Annotated in this window: 20 protein-coding genes and 2 pseudogenes; 9 read left to right on the forward strand and 13 right to left on the reverse strand. The window is 73.6% G+C overall.

Features of this window, described 5'->3' with window-relative positions:
- Nucleotides 1–9: 9 nt before the first annotated feature.
- A complete protein-coding gene (locus tag AB0B40_RS13520; protein WP_362263999.1) occupies nt 10–1,002 on the forward strand; it encodes an oxidoreductase in 993 nt (330 codons plus the stop codon).
- 9 nt (nt 1,003–1,011) lie between these two features.
- Here the strand turns inward: AB0B40_RS13520 and mgrA are convergent, their stop codons facing one another.
- Nucleotides 1,012–2,004 (reverse strand): L-glyceraldehyde 3-phosphate reductase, encoded by a 993-nt coding sequence (gene mgrA, locus AB0B40_RS13525; protein ID WP_345048652.1) that lies wholly within the window; start codon nt 2,002–2,004, stop codon nt 1,012–1,014.
- 111 nt (nt 2,005–2,115) lie between these two features.
- On the opposite strand from mgrA, the gene AB0B40_RS13530 reads away from it, so the two are divergent.
- The 3 genes from AB0B40_RS13530 (at nt 2,116) to AB0B40_RS13540 (ending at nt 5,156) form a co-directional block, all read left to right on the forward strand.
- Complete coding sequence (locus AB0B40_RS13530; protein WP_362263951.1) at nt 2,116–3,042, forward strand: LysR substrate-binding domain-containing protein; 927 nt, start codon at nt 2,116–2,118, stop codon at nt 3,040–3,042.
- A 67-nt stretch (nt 3,043–3,109) separates the two neighbouring features.
- Nucleotides 3,110–4,612, forward strand: a complete 1,503-nt coding sequence (locus AB0B40_RS13535; RefSeq protein ID WP_362263952.1) for a carotenoid oxygenase family protein — start codon at nt 3,110–3,112, stop codon at nt 4,610–4,612.
- Nucleotides 4,613–4,640: 28 nt separating this feature from the next.
- Entirely contained in the window at nt 4,641–5,156 is a 516-nt protein-coding gene (locus tag AB0B40_RS13540) for a DinB family protein (protein WP_345048657.1), read from the forward strand.
- On the opposite strand, the gene AB0B40_RS13545 is transcribed toward AB0B40_RS13540, so the two are convergent.
- From AB0B40_RS13545 to AB0B40_RS13570, 6 genes are all read right to left on the reverse strand, one after another.
- Nucleotides 5,138–6,217 (reverse strand): adenosine deaminase, encoded by a 1,080-nt coding sequence (locus tag AB0B40_RS13545; protein WP_345048659.1) that lies wholly within the window; start codon nt 6,215–6,217, stop codon nt 5,138–5,140. The two genes, AB0B40_RS13540 and AB0B40_RS13545, sit on opposite strands and share 19 nt — an antisense overlap.
- Nucleotides 6,218–6,264: 47 nt before the next feature.
- Entirely contained in the window at nt 6,265–6,657 is a 393-nt protein-coding gene (locus AB0B40_RS13550) for a VOC family protein (RefSeq protein WP_345048661.1), read from the reverse strand.
- 717 nt (nt 6,658–7,374) lie between these two features.
- Entirely contained in the window at nt 7,375–8,280 is a 906-nt protein-coding gene (locus AB0B40_RS13555) for an aldo/keto reductase (protein ID WP_345048663.1), read from the reverse strand.
- A gap of 39 nt (nt 8,281–8,319) precedes the next feature.
- Nucleotides 8,320–9,642: an aldehyde dehydrogenase family protein gene (locus tag AB0B40_RS13560; protein ID WP_345048665.1), complete on the reverse strand. Its 1,323-nt coding sequence runs from the start codon at nt 9,640–9,642 to the stop codon at nt 8,320–8,322.
- Between the two features lie 148 nt (nt 9,643–9,790).
- Nucleotides 9,791–11,005 (reverse strand): RNA polymerase sigma factor, encoded by a 1,215-nt coding sequence (locus AB0B40_RS13565; RefSeq protein WP_345048666.1) that lies wholly within the window; start codon nt 11,003–11,005, stop codon nt 9,791–9,793.
- Nucleotides 11,006–11,021: 16 nt separating this feature from the next.
- Nucleotides 11,022–11,372 carry a YciI family protein gene (locus AB0B40_RS13570; RefSeq protein WP_345048667.1) on the reverse strand — a complete coding sequence of 117 codons (351 nt, stop codon included), beginning with the start codon at nt 11,370–11,372 and terminating at the stop codon, nt 11,022–11,024.
- Between the two features lie 189 nt (nt 11,373–11,561).
- Here AB0B40_RS13570 and AB0B40_RS13575 point away from each other — a divergent pair, with 189 nt between their 5' ends.
- On the forward strand, nt 11,562–12,710 hold the full coding sequence (locus tag AB0B40_RS13575) for a serine hydrolase domain-containing protein (protein WP_362263953.1): 1,149 nt from the start codon (nt 11,562–11,564) through the stop codon (nt 12,708–12,710).
- Here the strand turns inward: AB0B40_RS13575 and AB0B40_RS13580 are convergent.
- The 4 genes from AB0B40_RS13580 to AB0B40_RS13595 form a co-directional block, all read right to left on the reverse strand.
- Nucleotides 12,676–13,293 (reverse strand): HXXEE domain-containing protein, encoded by a 618-nt coding sequence (locus AB0B40_RS13580; protein WP_362263954.1) that lies wholly within the window; start codon nt 13,291–13,293, stop codon nt 12,676–12,678. The two genes, AB0B40_RS13575 and AB0B40_RS13580, sit on opposite strands and share 35 nt — an antisense overlap.
- A 28-nt stretch (nt 13,294–13,321) precedes the next feature.
- Complete coding sequence (locus AB0B40_RS13585; protein WP_362264000.1) at nt 13,322–14,464, reverse strand: LLM class flavin-dependent oxidoreductase; 1,143 nt, start codon at nt 14,462–14,464, stop codon at nt 13,322–13,324.
- Between the two features lie 228 nt (nt 14,465–14,692).
- Nucleotides 14,693–14,776 carry a putative leader peptide gene (locus AB0B40_RS13590; protein ID WP_361374499.1) on the reverse strand — a complete coding sequence of 28 codons (84 nt, stop codon included), beginning with the start codon at nt 14,774–14,776 and terminating at the stop codon, nt 14,693–14,695.
- A 517-nt stretch (nt 14,777–15,293) separates the two neighbouring features.
- Nucleotides 15,294–15,470, reverse strand: a complete 177-nt coding sequence (locus tag AB0B40_RS13595; protein WP_345048672.1) for a hypothetical protein — start codon at nt 15,468–15,470, stop codon at nt 15,294–15,296.
- 193 nt (nt 15,471–15,663) lie between these two features.
- On the opposite strand from AB0B40_RS13595, the gene AB0B40_RS13600 reads away from it, so the two are divergent.
- A complete protein-coding gene (locus tag AB0B40_RS13600; RefSeq protein ID WP_345048673.1) occupies nt 15,664–17,175 on the forward strand; it encodes an SDR family oxidoreductase in 1,512 nt (503 codons plus the stop codon).
- 238 nt (nt 17,176–17,413) lie between these two features.
- The gene (locus tag AB0B40_RS13605) at nt 17,414–18,790 is read left to right on the forward strand and encodes a deoxyribodipyrimidine photo-lyase (RefSeq protein ID WP_345048675.1); all 1,377 of its coding nucleotides are present in this window, start codon (nt 17,414–17,416) and stop codon (nt 18,788–18,790) included.
- 15 nt (nt 18,791–18,805) lie between these two features.
- On the opposite strand, the pseudogene AB0B40_RS13610 reads toward AB0B40_RS13605, so the two are convergent.
- Nucleotides 18,806–19,486 (reverse strand): annotated as a pseudogene (locus AB0B40_RS13610) (cobalamin B12-binding domain-containing protein); the annotation flags it as partial.
- 525 nt (nt 19,487–20,011) lie between these two features.
- Nucleotides 20,012–20,278: pseudogene (locus tag AB0B40_RS13615) on the reverse strand (MerR family transcriptional regulator); the annotation flags it as partial.
- A 343-nt stretch (nt 20,279–20,621) separates the two neighbouring features.
- Here AB0B40_RS13615 and AB0B40_RS13620 point away from each other — a divergent pair.
- Both AB0B40_RS13620 and AB0B40_RS13625 read left to right on the forward strand, forming a co-directional pair.
- On the forward strand, nt 20,622–21,161 hold the full coding sequence (locus tag AB0B40_RS13620; RefSeq protein WP_362264001.1) for a sigma-70 family RNA polymerase sigma factor: 540 nt from the start codon (nt 20,622–20,624) through the stop codon (nt 21,159–21,161).
- Between the two features lie 89 nt (nt 21,162–21,250).
- Nucleotides 21,251–21,685, forward strand: coding sequence for an SPW repeat protein (locus tag AB0B40_RS13625; RefSeq protein ID WP_345048678.1), 435 nt, complete (start codon nt 21,251–21,253; stop codon nt 21,683–21,685).
- Nucleotides 21,686–21,766 lie beyond the last annotated feature (81 nt).

A 21,766-nucleotide genomic window follows, 5' to 3' on the forward strand; every position in this document is an offset into this window, starting at 1 on the left:
ACCCCCTTCATGACCACCGCACAGCAGCCCCTGCACTCCGGTTTCGGCGCCGCCTCCACCGCCGAGGAGGTGATCCGGGGCATCGACCTCAGGGGCAGGGTCGCCGTCGTCACCGGCGGTTACTCGGGCATCGGGCTGGAGACGAGCCGCGTCCTGCGGGCGGCGGGCGCCGAGGTCGTCGTACCGGCCCGGGATCCCGAGCGGGCCCGTGCCGCGCTGAAGGGGGCCGGCGGCGTCGGGGTCGAGCCGATGGACCTGATGGACCCGGCTTCCGTCGACGCCTTCGCGGACGGGTTCCTCGCGTCCGGGCGCCCACTGCACATCCTGGTGAACAGCGCGGGGATCATGGCGACCCCGCCGGCCCGGGACGCCCGCGGCCACGAGGCCCAGTTCGCCACGAACCACCTGGGACACTTCCGGCTCGTGTCCCGGCTGTGGCCCGCGCTGGTGGCGGCCCGCGGGGCGCGCGTGGTGTCGGTGTCCTCGCGGGGCATCCGCTTCTCCCCCGTCGTCTTCGACGACCTGCACTTCGAGCGCCGCGCCTACGAGCCGTTCCTCGCCTACGGCCAGTCGAAGACCGCCAACGCGCTCTTCGCGGTGGAACTGGACCGGCGCGGCCGTGCGGCCGACGTGCGGGCGTTCTCCGTGCACCCCGGCATGATCGTGGACACCGGTCTGGCCAGGCACGTCCCCGAGGAGGTCCTCCGGGCGGCCGGTGCCGTGGACGACGACGGCCGCCCGGTGCGGGACCCCGCCCGCCAGCTGAAGACGGTCGAGCAGGGGGCGGCCACGAGCGTCTGGTGCGCCACCAGCCCGCGGCTCGCCGGACTGGGGGGCGTCTACTGCGAGAACTGCGACATCAGTCCGCTGGTGACCGCCGGGACGGAAGCCGCGTGGTGCGCCTCGGGGGCCCTGCCCGGCGTGCTGCCGTACGCGGTCGACCCCTGGGCGGCGGCCCGCCTGTGGGAGGTCAGCGAACGGCTCACCGCCCGGGTGTCCTGATCCCGCGGACTACGGCCTGACGATCGCGTCGATCCGCGCCAGTTCCTCGTCCGCGAAGCCGAGGTTGCGGATCGTGCCGACGCTGTCCTCCAGCTGCCGCGCACTGCTCGCGCCGACCAGGGCGGAGGTGACCCGGCCGCCGCGCAGCACCCAGGCCAGGGCCATCTGGGCGAGGGTCTGGCCGCGCGACCGCGCGATCTCGTTCAGGGCGCGGAGGCGGCCGACGAGGTCCTCGGTGACCGCGTCCGAGTTCAGGAACGGGCTGTCGCTCGCGGCCCGGGAGTCCTCGGGGATGCCGTCGAGGTAGCGGCCGGTGAGCAGGCCCTGCTCCAGCGGGGAGTAGACGATGGAACCGGCCTGGAGTTCGTCCAGCGCGTCGAGCAGCCCCTCGTCCTCGGGGCGCCGGTCCAGCATCGAGTAGCGCGGCTGGTGGATGAGGAGCGGGGTGCCGAGGCCGGCGAGGATACGGGCGGCCTCGCGGGTCTGCTCGGCCGAGTAGTTGGAGACGCCGACGTAGAGCGCCTTGCCCTGCTGCACCGCGGTGTGCAGGGCGCCCATCGTCTCCTCCAGCGGAGTGCCGGGGTCGGGGCGGTGGGAGTAGAAGATGTCGACGTGGTCCAGGCCCATCCGCACCAGGCTCTGGTCGAGCGAGGACAGCAGGTGCTTGCGCGAGCCCCACTCGCCGTACGGGCCGGGCCACATCAGATAGCCGGCCTTGGTGGAGATCACCAGCTCGTCCCGGTAGCGGGCGAAGTCCGCCTTCAGGGCCTCGCCGAAGGCGGACTCGGCGGCGCCGGGCGGCGGGCCGTAGTTGTTGGCGAGGTCGAAGTGGGTCACGCCGAGGTCGAAGGCGCGGCGGAGGATGGCCCGCTGGGTCTCGACGGGCCGGTCGGGGCCGAAGTTGTGCCAGAGGCCGAGCGACAGGGCGGGGAGCTTCAGGCCGCTGCGGCCGCTGCGCCGGTAGGGCATGTCGGTGTAACGGTCGGGGTGTGCGGTGTACAACGCGACTCCAGAGGGGTGGGCACACGGTCTACCGGTTCCACTCTTCCCCCGGTGACGGGCAGCGGTCCAACAGAAGAATCCGATGTGATTCAGCGGCTAGGCTTCTCAATCATGGAACTGCGTCACCTCCAGCACTTCATCGCGGTCGCCGAGGACCAGCACTTCACCCGGGCCGCCGAACGCCTGATGGTGTCCCAGTCGGGCCTGTCGGCGTCCATCCGGGCGCTGGAGCGGGAGCTGCGGGCGCCGTTGTTCGTGCGGACCACCCGCCGGGTGACGCTCACCGAAGCGGGACGGGCGCTGCTGACGGAGGCCGAGCGGATCCTCGCCCAGGTGCGGGCGGCGCACGAGGCCGTCGCGGCGGTGCAGGGTGTGCTGCGCGGCACGCTGTCGCTCGGCACCGAGCAGTGCATCGCCGGGGTGCATGTGGCCCGGCTGCTGGCCGCGTTCCGGGGCCGGCATCCGGACGTGGAGATCCGGCTGCGGCAGACCGGCTCGGGCGCGCTGGCGGAGGAGGTCGCGGCCGGACGGCTCGACCTGGCCTTCGCCTACCGCACCCAGGCCGACACCGATCAGCTGCGGTCGGTGTCGCTGACCAGCGAGCCGATGACGGTGCTGTGCCACCCGAGCCACCGCCTCGCCCCGGCCCCGGCCGTCCTCGGACCGGACGACCTCGCCCGGGAGGTCTTCGTCGACTTCCACCCCGACTGGGGGCCGCGCCGCACCACCGACGCCGCGTTCGCCGCGGCCGGCGTCCGGCGTACGGTCGCGCTGGAGGTCAACGACGTGCACAGCCTGCTCGACCTGGTGGACGAGAACCTCGGGATCGCCGTCGTACCCCGGCACTTCCGGCACAAGCGTCCGTCGCTCACGGCACTGCCGTTGAAGGGCGTGGGCGAGACGGAGTACGAGACCGTGGCCCTGCTGCCGCCGGACCGTGCCACCAGTCCCGCCGCCCGGGCGCTCGTCACGCTCCTGGAAACAGGAGGAGGGACAGGGGGCCTGGCGCCACCCCGGGACGGGTCCCAGGACTCCTGACGCGCGCCGCCCGCCGCCGCAGACTCGGAACCGTCGGTCACGGCGACCGAGGGCGGAGGGACATGACATGGCGGAACACACACGGCGGACCGTGCTGCGCAGCACGGCCGGACTCGCTGCGGCGGGCGCGCTCACCGGCCTGGCCGGCGGCCGGGCGGCGGCCCGCCCCGCGGACGGCGGCCCGACGCGGCACCACCCCTTCCTGGAGGGGGCGTTCGCGCCCGTCACCGAGGAGCTGACGGCCTTCGACCTGCCGGTGACCGGCCGTGTCCCGCGCGAGCTGAACGGCCGTTTCCTGCGCAACGGCCCGAACGTGCTCGGCCTGGAGGACCCCCGGGCCCACCACTGGATGCTCGGCGAGGGCATGGTGCACGGCGTCCGGCTGCGCGACGGCAGGGCCGAGTGGTACCGCAACCGCTGGGTGCGCTCCTCGCAGGTCGCGAAGAAGTTGGGCGAGCCGTACCCGGGGCCGGTGCCTGCCGAGGACTTCGCGTGCAACACGCACGTGATCCCCCACCGGGGGCGCATCCTCGCCCTCCAGGAGAGCGGGCCGCTGCCGTACGAACTCGACGGCGAGCTGAACACCGTGGGCACCTACGACTTCAGGGGCACGCTGGACGGCGCGTTCACCGCGCACACCAAGTTCGACGCGTACGCCGGCGAACTGCACGCCGTCGCCTACCACCCGACCTGGGACCACGTCAGGCACCTGGTCGTGGACCCCGCCGGCCGGGTCGCCCGCACGACCCGCATCCCGGTGCCGGACGCGCCGATGATGCACGACTTCGCCCTGACCGAGCGGCACGTCGTCCTCTTCGACCTGCCGGTCACCTTCGACGCGGCGGCGGCCGGACGCGGCGCCCCGGTGCCGTACGTCTGGAACCGGCACCACCCCACCCGGGTGGGCGTCATGCCGCGCACCGGCGGCCCGGTCCGCTGGTTCGGCATCGATCCGGTCTTCCACTCGCACACCCTCAACGCCTACGACGAGGGCGGGTCCGTGGTGGTCGACCTGATGGCCTACCCGGCGCCCTTCCACGTCGCGCGCCACGGCGTCGGCGGCCCGTACGCGCCCGGCACGGCCAGGCTGGAGCGCTGGACGGTCGACCTGCGCCACGGGCGTGTACGGCAGCGGGTGCTGGACGACCGGCCCCAGGAGTTCCCGCGGGTGAACGAGGCGCTGGTCTCGCGGCGGCACCGCTACGGCTACACGGCGGCGGCCGCCGAGATGACGGCCGCGTACGTCACTCCGGACGGCGGCGACCCGCCCGACGACGCCTTCTCCAACGCGCTGCTCAAGCACGACCTGCTGCGCGGCACCACCGAGGTGCACCGGCTGCCCCGGAGCGCGGCGGCGGGCGAGGCGGTGTTCGTCCCCCGGGACGCGGCCGACCGCCGGGCGGCCGAGGACGACGGCTACGCCATCGCGTACGTCCACGACCCCGACCGCGGCGCGGCCGACCTGTTGATCGTCGCGGCGCGGGACTTCACGGGTGAGCCGGTGGCGCGGGTGCGGCTGCCGGGGCGGGTGCCGCTGGGCTTCCACGGAAGCTGGATTCCGGACGCGTGAGCGGCGGCGGTTTGCGATGGTGGGCGGTATGCACGCAAAGGACATCCTCATCGACGGCTACGGCCGCATCCAGGAAGAAGTCCATGCCGCCCTCGACGGCCTCGGCCCCGACGAACTGCACCACCGGCCGGCCCCCGACGCCAACTCCGTCGCCTGGCTGGTCTGGCACCTCGCCCGGGTGCAGGACGACCACGTCGCCGACGCCTTCGGCCTCGACCAGGTGTGGCTCGCCCAGGACTGGGTGAAGCGCTTCGGCCTCGACCTGCCCCGGCACGACACCGGCTACGGGCACAGCCCGGCCAAGGTCGCGAAGGTCCGCGTCGAGTCGGCCGACCAGCTGACCGGGTACTACGACGCCGTCCACGAGCAGACCCTCGGAGCGCTGCGGTCCCTGGCCGCCAAGGATCTGGAACGCGTCGTGGACGAACGCTGGGACCCCCCGGTGACGCTGGGGGTCCGCCTGGTGAGCGTCCTGTCCGACGACCTTCAGCACGTCGGACAGGCCGCCTACGTCAAGGGGCTGCTTCAGAGCGCTGCCGCGTAGCCCGGCAGGACCACGTCCTCGATGAGGGCCTTGCGCTCGTCGAACGGGACGAACGCGCTCTTCAGGGCGTTCACCGTGACCGTGCGCAGGTCCTCGAGCGTCCAGCCCGCCTCCTCGACCAGCAGGGACATCTCCCGGGTCATCGTCGTCCCCGACACCAGCCGGTTGTCGGTGTTGAGGGTGACCCGGAAGCCGAGGTCCTTCAGGGCCGTGATCGGGTGCTCGGCGATCGAGGTGGCGCAGCCGGTCTGGAGGTTGGAGGTGGGGCACATCTCCAGGGCGATACGGCGGTCGCGCACCCAGGAGGCGAGACGGCCGAGCTTGCCGGCCGCGAGGTCGGGGATGTCCTCGGTCAGACGCACGCCGTGGCCGATGCGCTGGGCGCCGCACACCTGGAGGGCCTGGTGGATGCTGGGCAGGCCGTGCGCCTCGCCGGCGTGGATGGTGAAGGGCACGCTCTCGCGGCGCAGGAGCTCGAAGGCCTCCAGGTGGTCGGCGGGCGGGAAGCCGTCCTCGGCGCCGGCGATGTCGAAGCCCACGACTCCGGCGTCCCGGTAGGCGACGGCCAGTTCGGCTGCCTCGCGGACCCGGTCGAACATCCGCATGCCGCACAGCAGGGTGCCGACGCGGACCGGGGTGCCGGCGGCGGCCGCCTTGGCCATGCCGGCGGCCAGACCCTGCTGGACGGTCTCCACGACCTCGCTCAGGGACAGCCCGCCGTTCGTGTTCAGCTCCGGGGCGTAGCGCACCTCGGCGTAGACGACACCGTCGGCGGCGAGGTCGAGGACGTACTCCTCGGCGGTGCGCAGCAGGCCCTCGCGGGTCTGCATGACGGCGAGGGTGTGTTCGAAGGTGGCGATGTACCGGACCAGATCGCCGGAGTTGGCGGCTTCGAAGTACCAGGCGGCCAGCTCGTCGGGATCGGTGGTGGGCAGCTTGTGACCGACCGCGGCCGCGAGCTCGACGACGGTGGCGGGGCGCAGGCCACCGTCGAGGTGGTCGTGCAGGACGGCCTTGGGCAGCCGTCGGAGGGTCTCGATGTCGATGGGGGACGCGGTCATGGGCGTGCTTCCTCGGCAGGTGGTGCGGTGTGTGGGTGTGCGGTGGTTCAGGCGGCGGGCTGGAGCAGGTCCCAGCGGTTGCCGTACAGGTCCTGGAAGACGGCGACCGTGCCGTACGGCTCGTGGCGCGGCTCCTCCAGGAAGGTCACGCCGGCGGCGGTCATCCGGGCGTGGTCGCGGGCGAAGTCGTCGGTGTGCAGGAAGAAGCCGACCCGCCCGCCGGTCTGGTCGCCGGCCCGGGCCCGCTGCTCCTCGTCCTTGGCGCGGGCCAGGAGCAGGCCGGTGCCGGGTCCGTCGCCGCCGGGTTCGACGACGACCCACCGGGAGCCGTCGGGCCGCGGGGCGTCCTCGGCGAGACGGAACCCCAGGGCCTCGGTGTAGAAGCGGATGGCCTCGTCGTAGTCGTGGACGACGAGGGTGACCAGGGCGACGCGACGCATGGCGACCTTCCGGTGGGGGTGGTTAGCCGGTGAGGTTATACGTAAAACTAATCGCGCGCCAGTCCCGGTTCTACGCGCGTCACAGTGGGCCCCCCGGGGCCCCGGTCCCCGCTCGCCGGTCGTACGCCCGACGCCCGGGGACGGCGGCGCGGAGGGCGGCAGCGGGCGGGGCGGGAGCGGACGGGAGCGGGGCGCCTCGTCCGCGCGTCGGATGCGGGCAGCGCCCGCGTCGTCAGCGCGACGGTCGCGGGCAGGGGCCGCCTCGTCCGCGCGTCGGATGCCGGCGGGGTCCGCGGGGACATGTTCGTCGCCGGGGCCGGGCTGGGCGGCCAAGCGGGTCGGGGCCGTTTCGCCGTCACCGCCCCGGACCGGCTGGCCGTGCGTCCGGGGGACGGGGGTGGACGACGGGACGGCGTGGCGGTGGGGCGGTGGGCGACCTGGACGTCCCGGAGAGGACGAGGAACGGACGGCCCGCCGTCCCTGGCGTCGCCGGTCGGCCACACCCTGCTCGACCGTAACTGCGTTAGGGGCGCGTGCCCTGCCCCGGATGCTCGCCGTCGGCTTCCGCGCCCCGCCAGCCTTCATGCCCGGCACAGTCCGCGGACGGCTGGGGAGGAGCGGCCGTGCCGCGGCCCGGTCAGAATGGTCGGGCGACGGAACCGCGACCCGGTCGCCCGGATCCGCGCCGGCCTCTCCCCCGCCGGCGAGTGACCGCCGTCAGCCCGTCTGCGGGCGTGCCGCGTCGAGCCGCGCCCGCTCCTCCTCGGTGAGGCGCAGCGCACCGGCGGCTATGTTCTCGGTCAGGTGGCCGGGGTCGCCGGTGCCGGGAATGGCGAGGACGTGCGGGCCCTGGTGCAGCGTCCAGGCGATGCGGACCTGGGCCGGACTCGCACCGTGGGCCCGGGCGACGGAGAGCACCGCGTCGTCGTGCACGGCCGTCGCGCCGCGCCCTCCGGCGGCTCCGGCGACGGCGTAGAAGGGCACGAAGGCGATGCCGTGCTCGCCGCACAGCCGCAGCACCTCGTCACCGACGGGATCGGGACGGTCCAGCGCGTACCGGTTCTGGACGCTCACCACGGGAGCGATCTCCAGCGCCTCGGCCAGGTGCCGGGGCTCGGCGTCGGAGATCGCGAGGTGCCGGACGAGCCCCGCCTCGCGCAACTCGGCGAGCGCGCCGAAGTGTTCGGCGATGGAATCCTGGCTCATGCGGCGGAGATAGACGACGTCGAGGTGGTCCCGGCCGAGCTGGCGCAGGTTCTCCTCGACATGTCCGCGCAGCTCGTCGGGCCGGGCCGGGGTGCCCCACTCGCCGTGGTAGTCGCGGTAGGGGCCGACCTTGGCGGCGATGACCAGGTCGTCGGGGTACGGGGACAGCGCGGTGTTGATGAGCTCGTTGGCGGACCGCAGCGACGAGAAGTAGAACGCCGCGGTGTCGATGTGGTTCACACCGAGTTCGACCGCCCTGCGCAGGACGGTGAGTGAGCGTTCCCGGTCGCTCGGGGTACCCAGGTGGAAGGCGGCGCTGCCCGTCAGCCGCATAGCGCCGAAGCCGAGGCGGTGGACGGGCAGGTCGCCGAGTTTCCAGGTGCCGGAGGCATCCGCCGTGATCGTTTCTGCAGTCATCGGCGGAGCATCCCACGGCGCCCGGGGGGCCGGGCAAGCTCAGTTCAGCGGCTTCGCCAGCACCGCCTTGCGGTGGCTGAACGTCTCGATGGAGTAGCGGCCGTGATAGTTGCCCATGCCGCTCTCCCCCACCCCGCCGAACGGCAGGTCGGAGACGGTGAGATGAGCGAGGGGCAGGCCGTACCCGAGGCCGCCCGAGGAGGTCTCGGCGGCGATGCGGTCACGGGTCTCGTCCGACTCGCTGAAGACGTACAGGGCGAGCGGCTTGTCGCGGTCGTTGATGAAGCCGATGGCCTCGTCCAGGCCGGCCACGGTGACGATCGGCAGGATCGGGCCGAAGATCTCCTCCCGCATGACGGGCGAGGCGGGGTCGACGTCCGCGAGGACCGTGGGAGCGATGTACTTGTCCGCCCGGTCACCGACGCCGCCGACGGCGACACGGCCCGAGCCGAGCAGAGCGGACAGCCGGTCGAAGTGCCGCTCGTTGACGATCCGGCCGTACTCCGGCGAGCGCGCGGGGTCGGTGCCGAACAGGCCCTCCACCGCGCGGACCAGCGCGGCCTCCAGGGCGGCCGCGCTGTCCGGGTCGGTCAGCACATAGTCGGGGGCGACGCAGGTCTGGCCGGCGTTGAGGAACTTGCCGCGGGCGAGCCGCTCCGCCACCACGTCCAGGTCGGTGCCGCGGTCCACGAACACCGGGGACTTGCCGCCCAGTTCGAGGGTGACCGGGGTGAGGTGCTCGGCGGCGGCCCGCATGACGATGCGCCCGACGGTGCCGTTCCCGGTGTAGAAGATGTGGTCGAAGCGTTCGGCCAGCAGGGCCGTGGTCTCCGGGACACCGCCCTCCACGACAGCGACCGCGTCCGTGTCCAGGTACGCGGGGATCAGCTCGGCCAGCGCGGAGGAGGTGGCCGGGGCCAGTTCGCTCGGCTTGGCGAGGACCGCGTTGCCCGCGGCCAGCGCGCCGACCATAGGAGCGAGCAGGAGCTGCGCCGGGTAGTTCCAGGGGGCTATGACGAGGACGACGCCAAGCGGGTCGTACTGCGTCCAGGCCGTGGCGTCGGCGCCGAGGTGTGCCGGGACGGGCGCGGGCTCGGGGCGCAGCCAGTCCCTCAGGTGCTCAAGGGTGTGGTCGATCTCGCGGACGGTGAAGTCGATCTCGGTACGGTACGCCTCGGTGCCGCTCTTTCCGAGGTCGGCGTGGAGAGCGGCGGCGAGGTCGGAGCCGCGTTCCGTGAGCATCGCGCGCAGCCGGCGCAGCTGGTCGGTGCGCCACTCGACGGACTTGGTGCGGCCGGTGCCGTAGGTGGCGCGCAGTCGGGCGACGACGTCGGCGGGCTGCTCGGGCAGGGACTGGTTCACGGATGCCTCGCTGGTGATGCACGGGCCGGGTTCGCCCCGGACGGGGAACGGATCAGATGTGGTCAGGTCGAGTCAGTCGGAGTCAGATGTAAATGCCAACCTTTCATGTCCTCAAGTTCATTCCGCGGGCACCCCCGGGTGTCGAGGGTCACATCACCCTGCGTGCCGTCTCCCGCCGCCGGCGTTCCAGGTGTGCCCGCTCGGCCTCGCTCGGTGCCAGTGCGGCGGCCCGGTCGTACTCCGTCACCGCCTCGGCCGGGTGGCCCAGCCGGCGCAGCAGGTCGGCTCGGACGGCGTGCCGTACGTGGTACGCGGGCAGGTCCAGGGTGTCCACCAGCTCCAGGGCCGCACGGGGATCCCCGGCCTCGGCCACGGCGACGGCCCGGTTCAGGGCGACGACCGGAGACGGGGCGGCGGCCATGAGCTGGTCGTACAGGGCGAGGATCTGCCGCCAGTCGGTGGCGGCGGCGGTGCGCGCGTCGCTGTGCACCGCGTTGATGGCGGCCTGGATCTGGTACGGCCCCGGCCGGTTCCGGCGCAGACAGCGGCGGACCAGGTCCTGGCCCTCGGCGGTGAGCGCCCGGTCCCAGCGGGTGCGGTCCTGTTCGGGCAGCGGGACGAGGACGCCGTCCGCGTCCTGCCGGGCGGGCCGCCGGGCCTCCACGAGCAGCATCAGTGCCAGCAGGCCGGTGACCTCTGCTTCGTCCGGCATCAGCTCGGCCAGCAGCCGGCCGAGGCGCAGCGCCTCCGCGCACAGGGCGGCATCGCCCGTGTAGCCCTCGTTGAAGATCAGGTAGACCACCGCGAGGACGGCGGAGAGCCGGTCGGGCAGGTCGGCGTCCCGGGGCAGCCGGTACGGGATTCCCGCGTCCCTGATCTTGGCCTTGGCCCGCACCAGGCGCTGGGCGAGCGTGGGCTCGGGAACCAGGAAGGCGCGGGCGATCTGGGCGGTGCTCAGGCCGCCGAGCAGCCGCAGGGTGAGAGCGACCCGGGCGCGCGGGGCGAGCGCGGGGTGGCAGCAGGTGAAGATCAGCCGGAGCCGGTCGTCGCGCACGGGGCCCTCCTCGGGCGGTGCGTCGGGCTGTGCGTCGGGGGCGTACAGCCGGGCCGCCTCGGCGTGCCGGAAGCCCCGGGAGGACTCCCGGCGCAACCGGTCGACCGCCCGGTTGCGGGCGGTCGTGACGATCCAGCCGGCCGGGCTCGGCGGCACGCCGGTCTCCGGCCATCTGCTCACGGCGGTGGTGAAGGCGTCCTGGACCGCTTCCTCGGCAAGGTCGATGTCGCCGAGGAAGCGGACGAGGACGGAGACCGCGCGGCCGTACTCGGCCCGGAAGACGGCCTCGACGTCGGGGGCCTCGGCCATCGGTGCCGCTCCGCCGTCAGTGCTGGTCCACGAAGGGCCGCACCTCGATGGGCAGGGTGGTGGCCAGGGCGGCCTTGCGTCCCCAGGCCAGGGCCTCGTCCAGGTCGGCGGCCCGGATGAGGCACACTCCGCCCAGGTACTCCTTGCCCTCGGCGTAGGGGCCGTCGGTGACGAGGACGTCACCGTCCTGGGGGCGGAGCAGGGTGGCGGTCTCCGGGCCGTGCAGCCCGCCCGCGAAGACCCAGGCGCCGGCGGCGCGCAGTTCGTCGTTGAACGCTTCGACGTTGCGCATGATCCCGGCGAGGGCTTCGGGGTCGGGCGGTGTGCCGTCGGCCGGCTGGACCACACTGAGAAGGTAGTTCTTCATGACGTCCTCCAAGGCGTCGGGCCCGTGCGGGGCTCTGTGTCACCTCCTACACGAACGGCCCCGCCCCGGATCGACACCGCGCGCCGCGATCGCGGAAAAAATTCCGTCCACGAGACCTGTCGATCGCCGATGATTCCCGGCCCCTGCTGGAGTCTGCCTTGCGTCGGTGATTTTCTGGAAGGCGGCCTCATGACTATCCTGCGCAGTTTGCTCGAAGCCCACGTCAGTGCCGGTACGCTGCCGGGCGCAGTCGGCGTCGTGGCCCGGGGTGCCCAGGTCGAGGTGGTGGCCGTCGGCGCGCAGGACGCCGACGCCGGCACCCCGATGGCGAGGGACTCCATATTCCGGGTCGCCTCGATCACCAAGTCCGTCACCGCCGCCGCGCTGCTGATCCTTGTCGAGGAGGGCAGGATCGCACTGGGCGACCCGATCGAGGGCTGGCTGCCGGAGCTGGGGAAGCCGATGGTCGTACGCACGCCGGCCAGCCCGGTGGACGACGTGGTGCCGAGCGACCGGCCTATCACCGTATGTGACGTGCTGGCTTCCCAGGCCGGGTATGGGTTTCCTTCCGATTTCACGCTACCGGCGGTGCAGGAATTGTTCAGCGTACAAAAGGACGGCCGGATACCGAGTAACTTTCCGCCAGCCGACGAGTGGTTGGCGGCGCTCGGCCGCATTCCGCTGCTGTACCAGCCAGGCGCTGCTTGGCTTTATGACACCTGCTCCGTACTGCAGGGGGTGCTGATTTCGCGGGTCACCGGACAGCCGCTGCCGGAGTTCATGGCGGAGCGGATTTTCACGCCGCTGGGCATGGTCGACACCGGTTTCGAAGTGCCGACCGCCAAGCGGGGACGGTTCTCCAGCTTTTACAAGGCCAGCGACGAGGGCCGCCTGGAGCTCGTGGACGGCCCGGACGGCGAGTGGAGCAGCGTGCCCGCTCTACCGCTCGGCAATGGCGGGTTGGCCTCCACCGCTGACGACTGGCTGGCCTTCTGCCGGATGCTGCTGGCTGGCGGAGTGGCAGCCGATGGCCGCCGGGTGCTGTCGGCCGACTCCGTACGCATGATGACCACCGACCATACGAATCCGGCACAGCGCGACATCGGCCGCCTGTTCCTGGAGGGCCAGGGCTGGGGCTTCGGCGGCTCGGTCGACATCGACCGGACCAACCCATGGAACGCCCCTGGCCGCTACGGCTGGGTTGGCGGCACGGGCACAGCGGCGCACATCGTCCCGGCCACGGGTGCGGTCGCCATCCTGCTGACTCAGGTGGCAGCGACGGGTCCGGCGCCGGCACCGGTGATCAGGGAGTTCTGGCGGTACGCGGCGGGCACCTGACACATCGATCATCGTCATCTCGCGTCTCGCACCAGCAGCCCACCGCATAGCTCGTCGTCGGCGCGAGCGCCGGCACCGAGCGTCCGCCGTGGAGCGGGGGCCGGCGCCGGGTGGGCGCCGAGCACGCCGCCCGCGGGCGGGTGGGCCGCAGCAGCCCGGCGCGGCGCAGCCGGCCGCGGGACCACAGGGTGAAGAGCAGGACGACCAGGGGCGTGGTCGCGGAACCCGGGGTGTATCCGCGGACGGCCGCCGCCTGCGCGAGGTGGACCAGGCCGTGCGCACCGAAGCCGTTCAGTGCGCTCCGGTAGACGGCGGAACGCCCGCCCGTACGCTGGCCGTCGGCCGCCGCCGCGGCGACGACGACCGCCATCGCGGCGACCGCCGTGCCGAACTCTCGCCCGTCCACGGCCTCCAGCCCGCGCCACACCGGCTCGGGCACCCCGGGGAACCGATTGCGCAGCTCCGGCACCTGTGTCCGCACCCAGCGCGGCACCATGGTGACTTCCTCGGCGTCGTGCACCGCCCAGGCGGCCAGCAGACCCCACGTGACGGGCCCGGCGGACTCGTTCCGCTCTCTACGCATGAACAAGCAGTCTGCCGGGGCGGTTTGTTCAACCCGCGAACGGTACCTGGACGGGTGCGGGGACCGCCGTCCGGCCGGGGTGCGCCCACAGTCCCCGCTCGGCGAGCCGGGGCAGCACGCCCTCGCCGAACCAGTAGGCCTCCTCCAGGTGCGGATAGCCGGAGAGGACGAACTCGTCGATGCCGAGGGCGTGGTACTCCCCGATGCGTTCGGCGACCTCCTCGTGACTGCCGACCAGAGCCGTCCCGGCGCCGCCGCGCACCAGGCCGATCCCGGCCCACAGGTTGGGGTGGATCTCCAGGCTCTCCCGGCTGCCGCCATGCAGCGCGAGCATGCGCCGCTGCCCCTCCGACTCGCTTCGGGCGAGGCCCGCCTGTACCGAGCGCACGGTCTCCGGGTCGAACCCGTCGAGCAGCCGGTCGGCCTCCGCCCACGCCTGTGCCGCGGTGTCCCGGGTGATGACGTGCAGCCGGATCCCGAAGCGCACGCTACGGCCGTGCTCCGCTGCGAGTGTGCGGATCCAGGCGATCTTCCCGGCCACCTGCGCGGGTGGTTCGCCCCAGGTGAGGTACACGTCGGCGTACCGGGCCGCGACCTCGCCGGCGGCGGGCGAGGAGCCGCCGAAGTACACCTCGGGGACCGGCTCGGGCAGCCGGCCGAGCCGTGCCGCCTCGACCCGCAGATGCTCCCCGCGCAGGTCGACGCTCTTGCCCTCCCACAACTCCCGCACGACGTGTAGGAATTCACCGGTACGGCGGTACCGGGCGGTCTTGTCGAGGAAGTCGCCGTAGGCCCGCTGCTCGGGGCTCTCGCCGCCGGTGACGACGTTGAGCAGCAGTCGGCCGCCGGTCTGCCGCTGGAAGGTGGACGCCATCTGCGCGGCGAGCGTCGGCGAGACGAAGCCGGGCCGGAAGGCGACCAGGAACTTCAGCCGTTCGGAGTGCTGGCTGACCATGGCGGTGGTCAGCCACGCGTCCTCGCACCACGCGCCGGTCGGGGTGAGCGCGCCGACGAAGCCCAGGTCCTCGGCGGCCCGCGCGATCTGGCTCAGGTAGGCGACCGTCGGCGGCCGGTCCCGGCCGGAGGCGGTCGCCGGGGTGCCGTGACCACCGCCGACGACATGGCGGCTGTCGCCGTTGGTGGGCAGGAACCAGTGGAAGGTGAGGGACACGGGGTCTCCGATCACGTGCTGGAGCAGGACATCCGCGGCCGGCGCCGGACGGTGGTCGGGCGGGGGCGGCGATCACCCCAGGTCCTCGCCGTCGTCAGCGGATGTCACGGATGCCGAGCACGCCGAGCACGCCGAGGACGGATGCTGCCTAAGCCGTACTCGGGGCGGACCGGCAGGGAAACCGAGGCGTGACGGAGGCCCGGGGAGAAGGGGCGGCGGTACGGCGGATCAGGCCGCCGGGCGACAGGAGGCGCTGGAGACGCGTGCGAGGTCGACATGGCGTCGCCGCGTGAGGTCCAGTCGCATCGTCATGCCGTTGATCGTGGCAGCGGCCGGCGACGGCCGTCAAGGAGAACCCGACGGCTCGTCGCCGGGACCGATGGATTTCACGAAAGCGGTGACAGGTAGACCGTCACAGCGGGCGGCGGCGGAAGGCGGCGGGCCCGCGACCGTGACGAAAACCAGTGACCGAAATCCGTGGCGGAAGGCCGTGACGAATGCCGTGACCGAACTCCGCGGCGGGACCCTGGCAAAAGACCGTGCCCAACTGCCGTGGCGGAAAACCGTGACCGAAGACCGTGGCGGGAACCCGGCTCAAGGCCGCGGCGGACGGCCGTGACCGACAGCCGTGGCGGACACTCGTGGCCGAGTGCCGAGGGCCGTGACCCAGGATCGTGGCCGCAGGACGTGGCCGAAACTCGTAACCCAAGGCCATGACCGAAGACCGTGCCCAAGGCCATGACCGGAGAAGGCCGTGACCCAAGGCCGTGACCCAAGGCCCTCGCAGGGCATCCGGCGCGGGCGGGACGGCCGGGCCGGACGGCCGGGTTCAGGCGCGGCCGTCCTCCTCCTGCCCCTCGACCACGACGAGGAACGCGTCCGAGTTCAGGTCCATCACCACGGTCGCCGGTTTCCCCTCGGCACGTCGGGCCGCCGCGTACTCCTCCGCCGGCCATGATCCACGCGGAGCCCCGGCGGGAAAACGCTCCAACACCTTCGCACTCATGACGGCGGCCACCTCCTGCGTCGCGGACCCGAACAGAACGTACGCGTTGTACCGATCCTGCTGCCCCCGATCAGCGCAGACATGTCACCTCCCCCGCGCCCGTTCTTCCGCCGTTCCGGTGACGAACGCATCCGCGGGCCCGCCCCGGCGGGAAGAACTCCCGGGGGGAACCGACGCGAAGGGCCTGCCTGCGATGAACGACGACGACCCGGCGGACGGGCTCCGCTGCCTGGTGACCGGAGCCACGGGATACATCGGCGGCCGGCTGGTGCCCGAGCTGCTGGCCGCCGGGTACCGGGTGCGCTGCCTGGCCCGCTCCCCCGGCAAACTGCGCGACCACCCCTGGGCCGGGGAGGCGGAGGTGGTGCGGGGCGACGTCACCGACGCCGACTCGGTCGCCGCCGCGATGCGGGACGTCGACGTGGCGTACTACCTGGTGCACGCGCTCGGCAGCGGCGGGGACTTCGAGGAGACGGACCGCCGCGCGGCCAGAGTCTTCGGCGAGCAGGCGAAGGCGGCCGGTGTGCGGCGCATCGTGTATCTCGGCGGTCTCGCGCCGGCCGCGGTGCCCGAGGACCAGCTCTCGCCGCACCTCAGGTCCCGCGCCGAGGTCGGCCGCATCCTGCTGGCCTCGGGTGTGCCGACCGCCGCGCTGCGGGCCGCCGTCATCATCGGCTCGGGCTCGGTGTCCTTCGAGATGCTGCGGTACCTCACCGAACGGCTGCCGGTGATGATCACGCCCAGCTGGGTGCGGACCCGGATCCAGCCCATCGCGGTCCGGGACGTCCTGCGTCTGCTCGTCGCCGCCGCGCGGCTGCCGGACGACGTCAACCGCTCCTTCGACATCGGCGGGCCGGACGTCCTGAGCTACCGGGACATGATGATCCGGTACGCGCGGGTCGCCGGGCTCCCCCGGCGGCTCATCGTGCCCGTGCCGGTGCTGACCCCGGGCCTCTCCAGCCTGTGGGTGGGGCTCGTCACGCCCGTACCTGCGTCCATCGCGCGGCCCTTGACGGAATCGCTGCGCCACGAGGTGATCTGCCACGAACACGACATCACCGGGTACGTGCCCGACCCGCCGGGCCATCCGCTCGGTTTCGACGAGGCGGTACGGCTGGCCCTGCGCCGGGTGCGGGAGGCTGCGGTGAGTACGCGCTGGTCGTCCGCGGCGGTGCCCGGCGCACCCAGCGAGCCGTTGGCGACCGACCCCGACTGGGCCGGCGGCAGCCTGTACGTCGACCGGCGCGAGGCGGTCGTGGACGCCCCCGTCCCCGCGCTGTGGCGGGTGATCGAGGGTGTGGGCGGGGAGCACGGCTGGTACTCCTTCCCGCTCGCCTGGAGCCTGCGCGGCTGGCTGGACCGGCTGGTCGGCGGTGTGGGCCTGCGCCGGGGCCGCCGGGACGCCGAGCGGCTGCGGGTGGGCGACTCGCTGGACTTCTGGCGGGTGGAGGAGATCGAGCCCGGGCGCCTGCTTCGGCTGCGGGCGGAGATGCGGCTGCCCGGTCTGGCGTGGCTGGAGATGTACGCCGAGCCGGACGGCGACGGCCGCAGCCGGTACCGCCAGCGGGCTCTGTTCCACCCGCACGGGCTGCTCGGCCACGCCTACTGGTGGGCTGTGTCGCCCTTCCACGCCGTGGTGTTCGGGGGCATGGCCCGCAACATCGCGCGGGCGGCGGCCCGCCGGTCACCCACCCACCCCCACTGAGTCCCGCCCCACGGACCCGCCCACGCCGCGAACACCGGTCACGCCCCCGCCGGGAAACCGGTCCCCTCACGCCGTGACCACCGGTCCGCCCGTGCCGCGAACACCGGTCCGCCCGTGCCCCACGGCGGACGGGCCTGTGCGGGACGCCGGTCCGGGTGAATGCGGGTGTCCCACGCATCCGACGAGCTCGTCCCACCGGAAGTGCTCAGCGCCATGTCCCTCGTCCCGGAGCCGCGTCATGTCCGTCTCGGTCGTCCTGTTCACCGCCGACCTGCGTCTGTACGACCACCCGCCCCTGCGGGCCGCGCTGGAGGGGCACCGCCAGGCCGTCCCGCTGTTCGTCCGCGACCGGGCGGTGGCCGCCGCGGGCTTCGCCGCGCCCAACCGGCTGGCGTTCCTCGCCGACTGCCTGCGGGACCTGGACGCCGGGCTGCGCGAGCGCGGCGGGCATCTGGTGCTGCGCTCCGGCGACGTCGTCGAGGAAGTCTGCGAGGTGGCCGCCGAGGCGGACGCCGACGAGGTGCACATGGCGGCCGACGCGAGCGGCTACGCCCACCGGCGGGAACGGCGGCTGCGGCGCGCCCTGGAGGCCGAGGGGCGACGGCTGTACGTCCATGACTCGGTGACCACGGCGGTGGGCCCGGGCGAGGTGACCCCGGCCTCCTCGGACCACTTCGCCGTGTTCACGCCGTACTTCCGGCAGTGGTCGGGGCGGCGGCTGCGGGACGTTCTCGAGGCGCCCCGCACGGTGCGTGTCCCGCCGGGCGTCGGGTCCGAGGAGCTGCCGTCCCGGGCCGCGCTGCCGGACGTCTCGCCGGGGCTGGCCGAGGGCGGCGAGAGGGCCGGCCGCAAGCGGCTCACCGCCTGGCTCCGCTCCGGCCTCGCCGCCTACGAGGACCGGCACGACGACCTGGCCGGCGACGCCACCTCCCGGCTCTCGCCACACCTGCACTTCGGCACGCTGTCCCCCGTCGAGCTGGTCCACCGGGCGCGGTCGGCGGGCGGTCCGGGAGCGGAGGCGTTCGTACGGCAGGTCGCCTGGCGGGACTTCCACCGCCAGGTACTGGCGGCCCGGCCCACCGTGGCACATGGCGACTACCGCACCAAGCACGACCGCTGGCGTTCCGAGCGCACGGCCCGCGGCGACATCGAGGCGTGGCGGGAGGGCCGTACCGGCTATCCGGTGGTGGACGCGGCGATGCGCCAGCTGCTGCACGAGGGATGGATGCACAACCGGGCCCGTCTGCTCACCGCGAGCTTCCTGGCCAAGACGCTGTACGTCGACTGGCGGATCGGGGCCCGGCACTTCCTGGAGCTGCTGGTCGACGGGGACCTGGCCAACAACCAGCTGAACTGGCAGTGGGTCGCGGGCACCGGCACCGACACCCGCCCCAACCGCGTCCTCAACCCCGTCACCCAGGCCAAGCGGCACGACCCCGACGGCGTGTACGTCCGGCGCTGGGTGCCGGAGCTGGCGGAGGTGACCGGAGCCGCGGTCCACGAGCCGTGGAAGCTGCGGGGGCCGGACCGGGCGCGCATCGACGCGTATCCGGACCCGATCGTCGACCTCGCCGACGGGCTGGCCCGCTTCAAACGCGCCCGCAGCCGGGGCTGAGCGGGCCCGTGCGGGTCAGGGGGGCTCGACGGACGGTGCGGCGGGGTGGGTGGCCGCCAGGATGTCGAGGGCCTCGGACAGGGAGGCCGGGCGCAGCATGCCGCGGGTGGGCCGGCCGGGCCGGCCGGTCCAGCCGGGGCCGCCGAGCAGCACCAGCGGCCTCGCGCGGGCGCCCTTGACGCCCCACTCCATGGCGGTGACGTGCTCGGCCAGCGGCAGGCTCGCGGTGGAGCGGGCCTGCGCCCACAGCACCACGGCGGCCGGGCCCAGCCGCCGTACCGCCGCCAGGAGCGCCTCCGCCGGGACCGCGGCGCCGAACATCCGTGCCGGGACGCCTAGCCGGCTCAGGGCGGCGTTGAGCGCCTCCAGCGGGAGGGTGTGCTGTTCGCCGGGGACGCAGGCCAGCAGTACGGGTCCGGCTCCGGGGGCCCCGGAGGGCGGCGCGGGCTGCCGTGTGTGCCGGCGCAGGGCGGTGGACACGTGCCAGGACAGCAGGTGCTCCACCTCGACGTACCGGTCGCCCGAAGAGGCCCATTTGCGGCCCACGGCGTGCAGCGTCGGCGCCATCACCTCCTGCCAGGCGGTCACGAGGCCGTAGCGGGTCAGGGCGGCCTCCAACCGCTCCTCCAGCGCCACGGCATCGAGCCGGACCGCCGCGCGGGACAGCCCCCGGCCCTCCTGCCGGACATCGCCGAGAGCCGGTACGACGTCGGCGACCGGCCCGGGGACACCGGCCGGCCCGAGGGCACCGGCCGCCCCAACTAGGCCTGCGCGCCCGGAGGCACCGGCCGCCTCCACCAGGCCTGCGCGCCCGGAGGCACCGGCCGCCCCAAGCACGTCGGCCGACCCGAGGCCGCCAGTCGTCTCCAGGACTCCGGCCGCTCCCCGGACGCCCTCCGGCCCCAGCCCGCCCGACCGCCCTGACACGCCCTCCGATCCCCGCACGCCCGACCGCCCTGACGCGCCCTCCTGCCCCAGCAGGCCCGTCAGTGCCGACTCGACCTCCGGCCCCAGCCCACCCGACCGCGCCGCCACGCCCTCCGCTCCCGCCACGCCCGACCGGACCGACACGCCCTCCGGTCCCCGCACGCCCGTCCGTCCCGACTCCCCCTCCTGTCCCGGCACGCCCGCGCGCCCCCGCGCGTCGGCCGGTCCGAGCGGCCGGGCCGGCCCTCCCGGCGCGGGTGGCGGTTCGGCCGGTCGCCCCGGAACGGCCGTACCGGCCCGCTCCCGGGCGGCCCGGGCGGCCTCGGCGGGCGGCACCCCGGACGCGGTCAGCCGGCACATCGTCTCCAGCATCGTCACGTCCTCGGGCGCCCAGCGCCGGTGCCGGCCGCCGGTGCGCGCGGCGGGGCCGATGCCGTAACGGCGGTCCCAGGAGCGGAGGGTGGTGGGCGAGACACCGAGCCGGCGGGCCAGCGCCCCGGTCGTCAGCGCCGGCTCCGTGGCACCGGGCTCCGGCGCCCCCGCGGCGTCACTCGTGTCCATACGACGACGATACGACGCAGAAGCGATGCAAGTTGTGGCGTCACGGTACCGGCTCGCACGATCGAGCTGATCGGGACGACACCCGGCAGGTCCCGGTCCGCCGGAGTGGCGAGGGTCGCCGCGGGTCCGGCGCGGTGGCGAGGGGCCCGCGGATACGGCGGGGACCGCCGTGTCGGCGGGAGTCCGCCGGACCCGTCCCGGCCGGCCCGTCCGACGCGAAGGAGCCGTCGTCATGAGCCCGCACACGACCGCTGTCGCCTCCGGCGCCGCGACCACGGCCGGCCCGGCCACCGTCCCACCGCCGGGGCCCGCCGCCGCGGAGCCGCTCACCGACGAACACCTGATGCGGGCCCTGGCGGCCGGCGACGAGGCCTGTCTCGCCGCCGTCCACCGCCGTTGGTCGCGCATGGTGCACACACTGGCGTGGCGCACGCTGGGTGACGCCGCGGAGGCCGAGGACGTCACGCAGCAGGTCTTCCTCGGCGTCTGGCGCGGATGCCGCGGCTACCGGCCCGAGCGCGGGACCGTGGCCGGGTGGATCGCCGGCATCACCCGGCGCAGGATCGCCGACGCCCTGTCCGCACGGACGCGCCGGGGCGAGCTGGTCGCGGCCGCCGGTGCGGCCCTGCCCGCGGACGAAGCCGCCGCCGGCCGGCCCGAGACGGTCCTGGACCGCGTCTTCCTGGGGCACGCACTGGCCCGGCTCCCCGCGCCCCAGAAGCGCGTGCTGTGCCTGGCCTACTACGAGGACCTCACCCAGACCCAGATCGCGGAGCGCACGGGGTGGCCGCTGGGCACGGTCAAGAGCCATGCGCGCCGGGGCCTGCGCCAGTTGCGCCTCGATCTGGAACAGCAGAGCGGTACGGAGCAGCTCTACACATAAGGGCGAAATAAGAGCAATATGGCCTATGTGGTGCTTACCGCACATCGAACCAGACGCGGTCTGACCCGCGAAGCCGAAGGAGACGACTCATGGCCAACTTGCACAGGGGCGACATATCCAGCCACCCCGATGTCTCCGAAATGCGGGAACGCTACTCCCGCGTGCTCGGCGGCCGTGATGTGGCGCTCGTGGACGGGCCGGTGTTCCTGCTCGGTCTGTACTGTGCCGCCTCACCATGGATCGTGCACTACGCGGCGAGCCAGCCCTCGCTCGCGACCCACAACCTGATCGTGGGCATAGCGATAGGCCTCCTGGCTCTGGGATTCACCCGCGCCCCCGAGCGGATGTACGGCCTCAGCTATGCCATGTGTGCCATGGGCATCTGGATGATCATCGCCCCGTGGGTCGTGGGCCGCGGCCCGGACGCGGGCGTCATCATCAACAACGTCGTCATCGGCGCCTTGGCCCTCGCTCTCGGACTGGTTTGCGCCGGTACGGCGGCGAAGAGCACCCCCAGGCCGTAACGGAGAAGACGAGGAAAGGAAGGAAGAAGCAGCGTGGGCCGGTCCGCCCGGGGCGGACCGGCCCACGCTCGCCCACCACGG

It is taken from the genome of Streptomyces sp. NPDC042638 (assembly GCF_040647235.1).
Taxonomy (GTDB): Bacteria; Actinomycetota; Actinomycetes; order Streptomycetales; family Streptomycetaceae; genus Streptomyces; species Streptomyces rameus.